Genomic DNA, 12,255 nt, shown 5'->3' on the forward strand with positions numbered 1-12,255 from the left:
TGATAGTATGAAACATAGATAATTTTTAGTTATATCGCGAAACAATGAGAGTGCTTTTAATTGAGGACGACCACGACACTGCCAAAATAATAGAACTTGCTTTAGCGGCAGAGGGCATTGTGTGCGATATTACCGACCTAGGTGACGACGGAAAAGACGCAAGTAAGTATAATGAATATGATTTAGTCATCTTAGATCTTATGTTACCTGATATGAGTGGCTATGATGTACTTAAAAGTATACGCGATTATAATCTAAATGTACCGGTTTTAATTTTATCAGGCTTAGGTGATTCAGAAGAAAAAGTTAAAGGATTAGTTTGCGGTGCTGATGATTACCTTACTAAGCCGTTTGATAAACGCGAACTTATTGCTCGCTTAAAAGCTATCATAAGAAGGTCTAAGGGGCATGCGAAATCGGTTATAAAAATAGATAATTTAGTAATCAATTTAAATACTCATACTACAACAATTGATAACAAACCTGTTCATTTAACCAGCAAAGAACAAAGTGTTTTAGAGCTAATGGCTTTAAAAAAAGGTGCGGTAATTTCGAAAGAAAACTTTTTAAGCCATTTATATAACGGCATGGATGAGCCGGAACTAAAGATCATAGATGTATTCGTGTGTAAAATGCGTAAAAAATTATATGATATATCAGGCGGTATAAATTATATAGAAACTATCTGGGGACGAGGATATGCATTGAAAGATCCTGATGAAATACCGGAAAGCCAAAGAATAATCGGAGACGGGCGCCTATTTAATGCAGTGTAATTATAACTAGTAATTAATATCTTTATTTTCTGAAAGTAACTTAGCTAGGTTTAATACGTGGTCTCTTGCTTTTTTAGAAGAGATGCTTTTAAAATATTTTACCACCTCTTTTATTTCATTACCTAGGGACTCATTAATATTTTCTGCTACTTCATATTGATTGCTTGCAGAATCTAAGGTCATATATTCATTTTTATCAGACTTAAACACATAAACTTCTTCCGTAGCACTGCTGACTAATGCTTTTAGGCCTTCAAAAAAATACTCGATGTTTGTTTTTAAAATGCCTGCAAATTCATAAAGCTTACTACAACTAATTCTATTATAGCCTTTTTCATATTTCTGAATCTGCTGGAATGTTAACTGCACTGCCTCGCCTAGCTTCTCTTGACTCATACCAAGCTCTTGCCTTCTTTTTCTAAGCCTCTGACCAACATGCAAGTCAACCTGGTGTCTATTTTTACTACCCATATATCAATAATATATTACGTAATTACTATCATAAAATTAAAATTATTTATTTCTTGCTAAAAAGTATTATAGTTTCAGTATTAGGATTTTATTTAAATCTCCTTTTTGCACAAATAAGCAAAAAAGTGAGGATTGCTATCCAAATTGCACTAATGTGATAATATAGTAAGTAAAAAGATGATTGCAATGTTTTTTTTGGAACATTTGTGTTAAGGAAACCTTCATGATTTATTTCAAGCTCGGCTAAAACCCTGCCAAACTGATCAATTACTCCTGTAATACCATGCTTAGCAACTCTTATTAAAGGAGTATTATACTCTATCGCTCTCATTCTGGCCATGGTATAATGTTGGTATGGACCTATGCTATTACCAAACCATGCATCATTAGTAATGTTAAGCATTAATCCGAAATCCTGGCCTTGGTAAGCATAGGGAATGTGCGTAAAAATTGATTCATAACATATTAAATTTAGGATCCCCGGTAGGTTTTCAGATATTCTAGTGGTTTTAAACTGTTTTCCGGAGTTAAAATCTCCTATACCGTAAGCTACCTTTTCAACAAAGTCAGGAAAGTATTTTCTAAGCGGTATATATTCCCCGAATGGAACTAATAATATTTTTTTATAGACTGATACTACCTTTCCCTCTTTATTTAATGTAACGATAGAGTTATAAAGATTCCACTTCCCACTCTCTTTATCAGGTTCCAACCAATCCGCCCCGGTAATTAGAAATCCGTTTTTTGAAATAATTTCCGCAAGCAAAGTTTTAAATGTAGAGCCTTCATGTAAAATATATGGAAAAGAAGCTTCCGGCCAAATTGTAATAGTGTTCTCTCTTAAATCTTTTAAAGAGAGTTTTATCAGCTTTAAAAAATCTCTACTCTGCTTTTCAGGGTCACCCATATGATGCTCAGTTAAATTCGGCTGTACAAGCCTAAGGGTATAATCTTCAATATATTCTACTTTAGCATCCTTTAAACGCATATACCCGAAGCTAAATATAGCTAAATAGCACATAAAAATTGCTAAAATATATTTTATATTTCTTGAATAAAAACACGTTCCAAGTGCGCATACGATAAAACTTAGCCCATAAACACCAACCACGGATGCAAACTGTGAAATGTTTTCAAGCGAAAGCACTGTATAGCCTAATAAGTTCCAAGGAAAGGGAAAGATTAGAAAGCTTCTTAAAAATTCAAAAATTACCCATAGTGCCGAAAACCCTAAAACATATGCTATCCTATGGTAATTAAAATATTGTGCCGCTATAACCAACAACCCGATAAATAATGCTATAACCAGAGGGATTAAGATTAGCACAAACGGAATCATCCACCAAAAACCGGAGAAATCAGTGAGCAAAGAATACATTATCCAATATAAGCTGCTAAGAAAATGACCGTATCCGAATATCACTCCGGCTATAAACTTTTGTTTTAAACCTTTTTTAGAATCCAGATAAAGTAATAAAGAAGTTAAGGAAATAGGGATAATAAGAAATAGGTCAAACGGATGATAAGCAAGAGTGAGCAGCGCTCCTAAAAACAGGAGAAAAACTATTTGTTTAAAAGTAAATTTATTTACAAATTTATAGTTAAAAATTAGAAGAACACACTCATTTACCTTCTTCTTTACCACTTTTCTTCTCCTTATTAGCAGGTGAATCTAAGACATTATTTTCACCTTCTTTAACGTACGTTACTTTATTTGATGTATCAAAATATTTTTCATATTCTTCTTTAGTATATATCTTATTGTTTATATCTTGAGGAGCTGATAATTGAACATCTTCGTCTTTTCTATTATTATCCGATTCTGGGACTTTGTTCTTGCTTTTTTCTTTGGTTGCCTGCTTGTGAAGTTCAAAAAGTTGAGAAACTGGAACCAGCATCACTTCACTATTATTTAGTTCCCCTATCCATTCATTTATGGCTTTAACTGACATAGGATACGCATGAAATTTTCCTAATGCAAATCCTCTGACTTTTGCCATATTTTCTAAACGTAATAGATTACTTTTTACGGCTTCTACATCAAGTTCATCATCAATTGTAATATTAATATCAATATAATTTACATTCAAAGCTTCGGAAAGATCATCTAAACTTTCATTATTGACTTCCCCTCCATATATGTAAGACAGTTTTTTTTGTTTTAAAAATCCAAGAATCGGTAAAATGTCATCTTTAGAATCAGTAAAAATTTCTCTTGCACCAGAAATCACCCCTTTAATTTTATCAGATTTAAAAGTAATAAGCTTTAACCTTAATAAATTTTCTTCCACACTTAAATTGTTCATTAAAGCTAAAGATCCTGCATCATTAGCGGGGTACTCCGCAGGATGCATAGGAAGATTAATATAAACTTCATGCCCGCCTGAAACGCCTTTATTTATCCAATTAATAACATCTTGGCTATAAGGCGAAAACCCGAGTGCAATTAGAGCATCCATTTCAACGGCACTTATAGTCTCTGACCTGGATAGGCCTAGGCCGTCTACCAGAAGAGCGACCTTAGGGCGGATGACAGCTAAATCCCCGTTAGTCTCAGGATTATTAAGCAAAGTAGAGTTTACCGGCTGCTTAGTTGCTTTTTGAATTGTGTGCGGTATAATATTGTCATTCGATTTTTCTGCTTTTACTTCTTTTTTACTATCTTTAGGTGTGTCAGATGCAAAGGATCTTTGATCCTCTGATTTAATAACCTCTGGCTTCGCTAAAACCGGTGAATTGTTATTTAAACCGGTTAACACCAATTTACCTTTCTCAAGTTGATGATTAAGAAATACTTCCTGATTTAAATGTATAATAAGAAAGATAGATACTAACGAAGTAATTAATATTACATATAAAGTAATATTAGTTTTTATTCCGTTTAAGTACTGCAAAATTTTAGTTAACATACTTCTATGCTAGTTAGAGAATATTTATTTGGAAATACTAAATCGCATTAAAAATTTAAGCAAGCAAAAAGGGTGACAATTTATTATAGGCATAAGCAATTTAATGGTGCCGAATGTCTGATTTGAACAGACGACCTACCGCTTACAAGGCGGTTGCTCTACCCCTGAGCTAATTCGGCGTAATTTAACGAGATTTTATTTATCATAGTTATATGCTTTTGGCCAGCAATATTTTTGTTTGATAAATTAATTACGGTTATTATTTATTACAAACATATATACTAACTAATGTAAGTTATATAATATTTTAGTGCAATAACTTTAATATATGAAACATGAAACAAGATTTTTCGGTTAGATATTCCGCCCCCAGTTTCTGTAATAATCCGGAGAGTATCAACTCCCTTAATGCAGAGCAAAAATATAGCTTTGCACTACAAGTTTGCTACTTTATTGAAAACGGATACCTTTACGAGGAAGAAGACCAATTAAAAGATTATTTAAAACAACTTACAATTCATCCCGATTTAGAATTAAGAGTATTGATAGCAAATCGGCTTAAAAATTCCAAACATCTTCCGCATGAAATAGCATTAAAGTTAGCTTTAGATATCAATAAAGTTGCTGCCCCTATTATTGCAGATTCCCCGCAGTTAAATGATTATGATTTAATAACGCTGCTTAATACCTCCAAAGAGACAAGCAAACTTATAGCACTAACAAAAAGGAATAATTTAAGCGAAGAAGTATGCTTTAAAGTCGTTTCCCTAAAAAATTTAGCGCTGATTATCAGCATTATACAGAATCCCGGTAGCCAAATCAGCTTTGAACTTTATCGCAATTTACTAAATACCTACTATGATGATCAATCCTTCTTAAGCGCACTTTTAATGCGAAAAAACTTAGATAACAGGTTGTTACAAAAGCTTGTTATAGAACTGAAACCGGAAGCAAAGAATATTATCACTAAGCATTTCAATCTTTATATTAATAATATTACTAAGATATTTTGCCCAACCGATATTAATTCATTTGAAGATAAACCCACACATAACGAAGAAAACGAACTAAGAAGAAGAATTGACCAACTTTACTCTCAAAACAGTTTAAATAATGCGATCATTATACACTATCTATGTAAAGGCGACCTATATTCATTCTTATATTCAATAGCTAAACTTTCCGATATACCTTTTAGTCAAATTAGGTTTATAGCCATTAACCGCCTAACAACCAAAGAGTTTGAAAACCTTTATTACTCTTCGGGGCTACCGGTTAATTTTATGGAAGCTATACAAACTATACTAACGGCAATTACTAGTGCTTCAAAAGAAGGAGTACGTGTCACTAAAAGCGACTTTCCGTTATTGATAAGCAAATATTTAAAAGAGAATAAAGCAAAATATAAAGTTGAGGGGATAGGTTATTTGCTTAAGCTCATCTTTCTTAAATAGTAGTCCAAGGAAACCGGAGGATCTAAATCCGGCTTAAGAATCGGTAACCTTTTTAGCACCAATGCTTTTAGGCTTTGGTTTAATAACTTTACTTTTTTCCTGTTTTTTAGGCGCTTTTGCTTCTTCAATATTCATATGTTTTTTGAGTTGCTGTAGCTCTTTATCAGTTTGAAGGGCTATTTTTTTTACCACTTCTAACTCATCCTTAGTAACAAAGTCCATCTTTTTAACAAAAGATTCTACATACTGTCTTACATAATCGGAAAGCTCCCTTCTCATGGTGGCTGCCGAGGCAAATGCTGAGCTAGCTAATTTGCTGAAATCTTCGAAAAATTTATTGTCTTTTTTCATAAAACCCCTTAAAAGATAATAACTTACTAATATTATTTTATTTTACTATTATAAATCAATGCTCGCAATCATTTTTCCACAAATTAACCCTGTAGCTTTCTCAATCGGCTTTTTTGATATTAGGTGGTATTCACTTGCCTATATAGCAGGTATTTTTATCGGCTACTACCTATTTATTCATCTTGCTAGAAAATCTGGATATGAAATTTCTAAAAAAGCTCTTGATGATATTATAGTTTATTTTATAGCAGGTATAATGATCGGTGGTAGATTAGGATTTGTCCTATTCTATGATTTAGATCGATATCTCACGGAGCCAATTGCAATATTTAAAACTTGGGAAGGCGGCATGTCATTTCATGGCGCACTTATCGGCTTAATTACGGCGATTTACCTTTTATGCCGGAAACATAAGCTTCTATTACTGCGCATATTTGATTTATTATGCTGTGTAGTTCCTCCAGGAATTTTTTTAGGGAGGATTGCTAATTTTGTTAACGGCGAGCTTTACGGAAGAGTAACCGATGTAGAGTGGGGAGTAATATTTCCTAATGCCGGGTATTTACCGAGGCACCCCTCACAATTATATGAAGCACTCGGTGAAGGTTTAATATTATTTATAATAATGCAGCTATTATTTCATTTTACGCTTCTTAGGAATAAATCAGGAATTTTAACCGGCATCTTTCTGATCGGATATTCCTTAATCAGAATATTTATTGAAAATTTTCGAGAGCCTGATTTTCAAGTAGGATATATTTTAGATAGCTTAACTTTAGGGCAGCTTTTATGTGTACCGATGTTCATGTTAGGAATATATTTGTTACTAAGAGATTCTATAACTAAAGTTAAAGCTAATTTAAACCTATAAGCAACCTGCAAGCTTTGCTTGTTTGAGCCATATTATATACTCCCGTTGAGCTGTTAACACATGCACCTGCACCCATACCGCTACCTTGCGTAGCCCTCACAATTCCAGTAGTAGCGCCTTTAGAATTCCCTAAAGCGTCCGTAAGACCGTCATCCATTTTCTGATCAATTAACAAAGCCTCCCCGGGTACTAAAGCACTTCCTAACAACGGAAAACTGGGCGTAACATCTTTAGCAGCCAAACATAAAGTCGTAACGCTTGCATCAAACACTGAAGAATATGATCTGAGTACATAACCCGCGGCCTCTATTTTACTTGCCGGCGCAGTAACACCGGGTGTTCCCGTAATATTGGTTACGGGAGGTATATACATATTCAACATTTCCGCCAGGTAAAGATGGTTCCAAGCTTGAGATATCTCATTTAAATTAACATCGGTGTTATAATCGATTGATCCATTGCCGTTCCCGTTACAGATTGAGCTGTTAGCTGCACATCTTGTTCCCCACATGGAGAAAGCCGAATTCATATCCCCGGGAATTTTATTATATTTATTAACAAATGTGTTGAAAGAAGTTTGGTAAAGTTGATAGTCCTTAATAATCGATTGCAGCTTTGCTTGATTTATCATATTATACCCGATACTGATGCCTGCAACTATTAATGCGATAATTATAATTGCTATTGCAAGCTCTATAAGAGTAAAGCCGTTTCCAACTAAATTATTTTTATTCATTTTATTAAACAAGATTAAAAGCGCCCTTCCCATTATATTAAAATTTTCAATACTAAGGGCTTAGGCAATATAAATAATAATTACAAAATTTTAAATTTAGCCTGCACGTACGACTAACAGGCATTACTGCTATTATAACATTTTTTAAGTTTTTCAACTGAGTAAGTAGTCTGCTTAATGCTTGGAACCACAACTTCATTACAACAATCAAGGATAGTTTGAGAATTAACTAAGCTCATTTGCCTAACAATATTAGTAAATGATTCAACAGCATTCATATTAACTTTAAATATATCTTCAAAGTTTTTAGAAGCTATAGCATCATTACTGTATTTTTCACATACCGACCACATATCATCCATAATTAAATTCCAATTGGTAATATAATTATTAACTATTTGCGCTGAAAATTCACTATTTTGAGTAGCATGGTCAATTCCTTTTATGCATACATTAACCAATTGCTCCGAGTGGTTGCTAATATCTTTTATTATTAACTTTTCTACCTTATTAATCGCTGCTTTATTTATAGTCTCAATCGACTCCTTTATTATGCTTGCATTTTTATCTACCTGCTCAGCTACTTTTGCGGTATGATCAATATGAATTTTTCCTTTCTTATTAGGCTTAGCCATTACTTATCCGTTAAAATCTTTATATCATTTTTGATGATAAGTGAAATTTTAAAACAAGTAAAGACAGTAAAAACTTTCTAGATTAAGTTTTTGATTTCCAAGGCTTAACAATAACGATTGTATTAGCCAGTTTATCATGCAACCCTTGCTTTTTTTTAGTCAGTGGCATAAATAAAAAGCCGATAAAGAAAGTATATCCGACAAAGCGTAAAATATATTGTTTAAGCGTTGGAGTGTCACCGGTATTTGCATCAATTATTTGACATCTGGTTATCATTTTACCAGGAGTTGCCCCTTTCCACTTCCAAAATAAAATTACGAATAAGGCAAAGAAAGAAAATGATAGTATTTGCAGTATAATAAAGCTTCTTATCAACCCATTATTCATTAAATAAAAAGGAAGAGCTTTTGCAAATTCAATAGCAGAAGATATTCCGACTATATTAATACTGAAATTTTCAAAACCTTCATATACTTGATCCGAAGTTTGTCTATTGTAAAGGTAATAAGCTATTATTCTTAATATAGGAGTAGTTATAATAAATATTATAAAGACATCAACAACCGTAGCTATTAATCTTCTATTCATTGTTGCAAGCTTGAATTGCCGGCCGTTTATAAATGTTGTATACTGCTCATCTTTTAATTTATTATGTGCACCCAACATAACAACCGGGTTTAGATTGTGTAAAAAGTTCTTCATAAGATTTACCTCCCGATAATCTTGGTTCCGTTCATATATTTTTGTAATGCGTGTGGTATATTAATACTTCCGTCACTATTTTGATAGTTTTCAAGGATTGCAACTATGGTTCTGCCTACTGCAAGACCTGAGCCGTTTAAGGTATGAACAAAATAGTTTTTTCTACTATCCAGTTCCTTATACCTTGCTCTCATTCTTCTTGCTTGGAAATCTCCGCAAGTTGAGCAGCTTGAAATTTCTCTATATTTATTTTGCCCTGGCAACCATACCTCAAAGTCATATGTCTTTTGTGAAGAAAAACCGGTATCTCCTCCGCAAAGCAGCATTATTCGATAAGGTAATTCCAATCTCTTTAAAATTTCCTCGGCACAAGCCGTCATTCTTTCATGCTCAGCTTTAGAATCTCTCGACCTTACAATACTCACCAGTTCAACTTTAGAAAACTGATGCACCCTAATCATCCCTCTGGTATCTTTACCTGCACTTCCTGCTTCAGATCTGAATGAGGGAGTATATGCAGTATATCTTAAAGGAAGTTCCTCTTCCTCTAAAATCATCTCTCTGACTAAATTAGTCAATGAAACTTCAGAGGTAGGGATTAACCTTAATCCTTCCCTGGTTAAGAAAGAATCCTGATCGAATTTCGGTAGCTGCCCTACCCCGAACATTGCCTCATTCTTCACTAGTAGAGGTGGAGAAACTTCAGTATAACCGAATTCGGATGTATGAATATCAAGCATGAAGTTAGCTAATGCTCTTTCCAATTTTGCTAAATCTTTTTTTAATATGACAAATCTGGAGCCGGACATTTTAGCAGCTGCTTCAAAATCCATCTGCTTTAAATCTTCACCAAGCTCATAATGGTGCTTTGGTGTAAAATCAAATTGTTTAGTCTCGCCCCATTTTTTGATTTCTTGATTGTCAGCTTCATCTTTCCCTTCCGGCACTTCATCAAGCAGTGTGTTAGGGATGTTTATCATTATCTCTTCCAGCCTGCTTTCTAGTTCTTTTATACTTTCCTCAAGCTGTGGCACCTGCACTTTCAGCTCATCTGCTTGCTTAAGCAAGTGGCTCACATCACTTCCTGCTGCCTTACCCTTGCCTATTTCCTTTGCGAGCTCATTCCTTCTAGTTTGCTTTTCCTGTAAATGTGTCTGCTCTTTCCTTAGCTTTTCATCAAGTGTAATAATATCATTTGAAATATTTTCTAAGCCTCGCTTGAGTAAGCCTTTATCAAACAGCTCCGGGTTCTCTCTAATAAATTTAATATCATGCATACTTTTTGCTTAAACCTTTTCAATTACTTTGCATATTACTATAGAAATTTCGTAAAGCAAAAGTAGCGGTATTGCAAGCAAAACTTGGCTGATTACATCAGGAGGAGTTAGAATTGCCGCGACTATAAATATAACAACTACGGCATATTTTCTCTTATCTGCAAGCCAACTACCTTTCAAAACTTTAGCTTTTGCGAGAAGCAAGGCTATTATTGGCAACTGAAACGCTATACCAAAGCCAATAATCATCTCTAATGTTAAATCAAGATAATCACTAATCTTTGCTTCTAACATAACGGGCAAATATTCAGTAGAATTAACATTTTCAAAACTGAGGAAAAACTTCCAAGCCATTGGTATTACAAAATAATATACCGTCGCTGCACCTAAGAAAAATAGTATGGGGATAAATAAAAGTATAGGAATTAATGTCCACTTTTCTTTCCTGTAAAGCCCGGGCGCAACAAAAAAATAAAGCTGAAAGGCAATGAAGGGAAAAGAAAATATAAACCCCGAGTAACAGGCAACTTTAAAATAAGTAAAAAATGCTTCGGTTAAATTAGTAAAAATCAGGCGCCTACCTGCTTTAGGGGAATATATTTCAAGTAACGGCTTAGTTAAAAAACCATAAATTTGCTCCGAGAAATAATAACTGATAAGAGCAAAAAATATAAAAGTAATTACACAAAGAAAAAGACCTGGTCTTAAGCTCAACAAAATGGTAGCTGAAATTATTTTTTTCAAACTCTCTTTCCGGCTGTTCAGAACTTTTAATCATCGGCATTGCGCTTCAAATCCGGCATAATCTTAGAGAGGTCATAAGTTTTCTGAATATTTCCGTCTAAGTCTAAAATATAATTTACAATATCGCTTTCATCTTCAGCTTCCGACTCGCTTTCTTCCTTAAAAGCTTCGTTAAAATAGCTTAGGTAATTTTGATAATATTGTTGAATTTGAGAAGATAGTTTTCTCCATGACCTTACCAGTGCTTTAAGCTCTTTCGGCTTTAATGCCAACAAAGCAACTACTGAAACAACAACCAATTCTCCGAAAGAAAAGCCGAGCATAAATTTTTTTTTATTACTTAAACTAAGGTTTAGCATAATATAGACTTGAATTAAAGCGCTTCCTGCAATATTTTTATATTAATAATACAAAAAATTTATAAGCATGTCCAATTTAGAGCAAGTAAAAGAAAGACTGAAGAGCGCATTGAATAAAGTCAATAATAAGATTATTGATGCACAAAAAGCAATTCAAAGTCAACATCAATTAGAAACTGAAAATAATGAATTAAAAGCAGCCATGGCTCTTTTGCAAAAAGAAATTTCAGAACTTAAACATAAGATAAGGAGCATAGGAATTGAGCAGGAGCAAAAATCTTTGAGTAAACAAGCTGAAATATCTGCTCCAGAAATTAAGGCTCCCGGTTCGAGGGTAAGAAAATCTATTGACGGAAATAAGACTGATGAAAGCGAAGAGATTAACTCCAAGGTTTCACTTAATGAATTGAAAGGTTTAGTGGGGAATAAGAAATGGGAATAGTTAACTTAAAATTTCGTAATCATAATATCCAATTTGAATGTGATAATGAGGAAAGAGTAATAACTTTATCTGAAAGACTAAAGAAAAAAATTGAAAATTTTTCAAATATTAAAGGAGCAACCGATACAAAGTTAATGTTTTTAGTAGCTTTAATGCTTGAAGATGAAGTTGATAATTTAAGCAAAGAACTTGAGCAAACCAAGGTTCAGCTTGATGAGGAGTCTGAAAGTAATAATGATGTTCTGTGCGATACATTAAATTATGTGGCAGAATACTTAGAAAATATTGCAGAGAGATAATAAAAGTAGTAGAATACGTTTAAGGATAGACTGAGTGGTTCGTCGATGGGGCTAATTTCCTCCGGGGCCGATAAGTAGCTACATCGGGAGCCGTCCCTGACATCTAACCCGGCGTGGTGATGTTAAATGGCGCCCACCTTAATATAAAGGGCCTGTAGCGGGAAGCTTACCAACGGCCAAGTCAGTTTATCCTTTCGCTATAATAATTATGGCTTCTTATAGACTAGA

The 12,255-nt window shown here is 33.8% G+C and carries 15 protein-coding genes, 1 tRNA gene and 1 other RNA gene; 6 read left to right on the plus strand and 11 right to left on the minus strand.

Translation table 11 applies throughout. The features are described 5' to 3' along the window. Positions 1 to 44: 44 nt before the first annotated feature. Positions 45 to 776 carry a response regulator transcription factor gene (locus I862_RS01555; protein ID WP_038538188.1) on the plus strand — a complete coding sequence of 244 codons (732 nt, stop codon included), beginning with the start codon at positions 45 to 47 and terminating at the stop codon, positions 774 to 776. 6 nt (positions 777 to 782) lie between these two features. Here I862_RS01555 and I862_RS01560 read toward each other — a convergent pair whose 3' ends face one another. From I862_RS01560 to I862_RS01575, 4 genes are all read right to left on the minus strand, one after another. Beyond that, positions 783 to 1,247: a helix-turn-helix domain-containing protein gene (locus I862_RS01560; RefSeq protein ID WP_038538191.1), complete on the minus strand. Its 465-nt coding sequence runs from the start codon at positions 1,245 to 1,247 to the stop codon at positions 783 to 785. A gap of 88 nt (positions 1,248 to 1,335) precedes the next feature. Beyond that, positions 1,336 to 2,892, minus strand: a complete 1,557-nt coding sequence (gene lnt, locus I862_RS01565; RefSeq protein WP_038538194.1) for an apolipoprotein N-acyltransferase — start codon at positions 2,890 to 2,892, stop codon at positions 1,336 to 1,338. Beyond that, positions 2,870 to 4,156 (minus strand): divergent polysaccharide deacetylase family protein, encoded by a 1,287-nt coding sequence (locus tag I862_RS01570; RefSeq protein WP_038538197.1) that lies wholly within the window; start codon positions 4,154 to 4,156, stop codon positions 2,870 to 2,872. The genes lnt and I862_RS01570 overlap by 23 nt, the downstream gene beginning before the upstream one ends. A 104-nt stretch (positions 4,157 to 4,260) precedes the next feature. Then, positions 4,261 to 4,335 (minus strand) — tRNA-Thr (locus tag I862_RS01575). Between the two features lie 156 nt (positions 4,336 to 4,491). Here I862_RS01575 and I862_RS01580 point away from each other — a divergent pair. After that, positions 4,492 to 5,610, plus strand: coding sequence for a DUF2336 domain-containing protein (locus I862_RS01580; RefSeq protein ID WP_038538201.1), 1,119 nt, complete (start codon positions 4,492 to 4,494; stop codon positions 5,608 to 5,610). Between the two features lie 33 nt (positions 5,611 to 5,643). Here I862_RS01580 and I862_RS01585 read toward each other — a convergent pair whose 3' ends face one another. Next, positions 5,644 to 5,961, minus strand: coding sequence for an accessory factor UbiK family protein (locus tag I862_RS01585; protein ID WP_052646303.1), 318 nt, complete (start codon positions 5,959 to 5,961; stop codon positions 5,644 to 5,646). Between the two features lie 67 nt (positions 5,962 to 6,028). Here I862_RS01585 and lgt point away from each other — a divergent pair, with 67 nt between their 5' ends. Continuing rightward, entirely contained in the window at positions 6,029 to 6,832 is an 804-nt protein-coding gene (lgt, locus tag I862_RS01590) for a prolipoprotein diacylglyceryl transferase (protein WP_038541032.1), read from the plus strand. Here the strand turns inward: lgt and I862_RS01595 are convergent. The 6 genes from I862_RS01595 to I862_RS01620 all read right to left on the minus strand — a co-directional run bounded on the left by I862_RS01595 (position 6,816) and on the right by I862_RS01620 (position 11,286). Beyond that, on the minus strand, positions 6,816 to 7,568 hold the full coding sequence (locus I862_RS01595) for a prepilin-type N-terminal cleavage/methylation domain-containing protein (RefSeq protein WP_158499243.1): 753 nt from the start codon (positions 7,566 to 7,568) through the stop codon (positions 6,816 to 6,818). The two genes, lgt and I862_RS01595, sit on opposite strands and share 17 nt — an antisense overlap. A gap of 113 nt (positions 7,569 to 7,681) precedes the next feature. Further along, positions 7,682 to 8,203 (minus strand): hypothetical protein, encoded by a 522-nt coding sequence (locus I862_RS01600; protein WP_038538207.1) that lies wholly within the window; start codon positions 8,201 to 8,203, stop codon positions 7,682 to 7,684. Between the two features lie 82 nt (positions 8,204 to 8,285). Beyond that, the gene (locus I862_RS07770) at positions 8,286 to 8,906 is read right to left on the minus strand and encodes an RDD family protein (protein WP_052646304.1); all 621 of its coding nucleotides are present in this window, start codon (positions 8,904 to 8,906) and stop codon (positions 8,286 to 8,288) included. A gap of 5 nt (positions 8,907 to 8,911) precedes the next feature. Further along, positions 8,912 to 10,183 (minus strand): serine--tRNA ligase, encoded by a 1,272-nt coding sequence (serS, locus tag I862_RS01610; protein WP_038538210.1) that lies wholly within the window; start codon positions 10,181 to 10,183, stop codon positions 8,912 to 8,914. 9 nt (positions 10,184 to 10,192) lie between these two features. Then, positions 10,193 to 10,927, minus strand: a complete 735-nt coding sequence (gene tatC, locus I862_RS01615) for a twin-arginine translocase subunit TatC (protein ID WP_038538212.1) — start codon at positions 10,925 to 10,927, stop codon at positions 10,193 to 10,195. 26 nt (positions 10,928 to 10,953) lie between these two features. After that, entirely contained in the window at positions 10,954 to 11,286 is a 333-nt protein-coding gene (locus I862_RS01620) for a hypothetical protein (RefSeq protein ID WP_038538214.1), read from the minus strand. 67 nt (positions 11,287 to 11,353) lie between these two features. On the opposite strand from I862_RS01620, the gene I862_RS01625 reads away from it, so the two are divergent. From I862_RS01625 to ssrS, 3 genes are all read left to right on the plus strand, one after another. Continuing rightward, entirely contained in the window at positions 11,354 to 11,728 is a 375-nt protein-coding gene (locus tag I862_RS01625; RefSeq protein ID WP_038538217.1) for a hypothetical protein, read from the plus strand. Beyond that, on the plus strand, positions 11,719 to 12,027 hold the full coding sequence (gene zapA / locus I862_RS01630) for a cell division protein ZapA (protein WP_038538220.1): 309 nt from the start codon (positions 11,719 to 11,721) through the stop codon (positions 12,025 to 12,027). Before I862_RS01625 ends, zapA begins: the two co-directional genes overlap by 10 nt. Before the next feature lie 24 nt (positions 12,028 to 12,051). Beyond that, positions 12,052 to 12,219, plus strand: a non-coding RNA gene (gene ssrS, locus I862_RS08065) — 6S RNA. Positions 12,220 to 12,255: the final 36 nt, after the last annotated feature.

The sequence above is a fragment of the endosymbiont of Acanthamoeba sp. UWC8 genome, from assembly GCF_000730245.1.
Lineage (GTDB): Bacteria > Pseudomonadota > Alphaproteobacteria > Rickettsiales > Midichloriaceae > Jidaibacter.

What these genes read in the sequence shown, in the direction of transcription:
- I862_RS01555 (WP_038538188.1), top strand. Translation starts at nt 45, where the DNA reads ATGAGAGTGCTTTTAATTGAGGACGACCACGACACTGCCAAAATAATA.
- I862_RS01560 (WP_038538191.1), bottom strand. Translation starts at nt 1,247, where the DNA reads ATGGGTAGTAAAAATAGACACCAGGTTGACTTGCATGTTGGTCAGAGG.
- I862_RS01570 (WP_038538197.1), bottom strand. Translation starts at nt 4,156, where the DNA reads ATGTTAACTAAAATTTTGCAGTACTTAAACGGAATAAAAACTAATATT.
- I862_RS01580 (WP_038538201.1), top strand. Translation starts at nt 4,492, where the DNA reads ATGAAACAAGATTTTTCGGTTAGATATTCCGCCCCCAGTTTCTGTAAT.
- I862_RS01585 (WP_052646303.1), bottom strand. Translation starts at nt 5,961, where the DNA reads ATGAAAAAAGACAATAAATTTTTCGAAGATTTCAGCAAATTAGCTAGC.
- I862_RS01595 (WP_158499243.1), bottom strand. Translation starts at nt 7,568, where the DNA reads ATGAATAAAAATAATTTAGTTGGAAACGGCTTTACTCTTATAGAGCTT.
- I862_RS01600 (WP_038538207.1), bottom strand. Translation starts at nt 8,203, where the DNA reads ATGGCTAAGCCTAATAAGAAAGGAAAAATTCATATTGATCATACCGCA.
- I862_RS07770 (WP_052646304.1), bottom strand. Translation starts at nt 8,906, where the DNA reads ATGAAGAACTTTTTACACAATCTAAACCCGGTTGTTATGTTGGGTGCA.
- serS (WP_038538210.1), bottom strand. Translation starts at nt 10,183, where the DNA reads ATGCATGATATTAAATTTATTAGAGAGAACCCGGAGCTGTTTGATAAA.
- I862_RS01620 (WP_038538214.1), bottom strand. Translation starts at nt 11,286, where the DNA reads ATGCTAAACCTTAGTTTAAGTAATAAAAAAAAATTTATGCTCGGCTTT.
- I862_RS01625 (WP_038538217.1), top strand. Translation starts at nt 11,354, where the DNA reads ATGTCCAATTTAGAGCAAGTAAAAGAAAGACTGAAGAGCGCATTGAAT.
- zapA (WP_038538220.1), top strand. Translation starts at nt 11,719, where the DNA reads ATGGGAATAGTTAACTTAAAATTTCGTAATCATAATATCCAATTTGAA.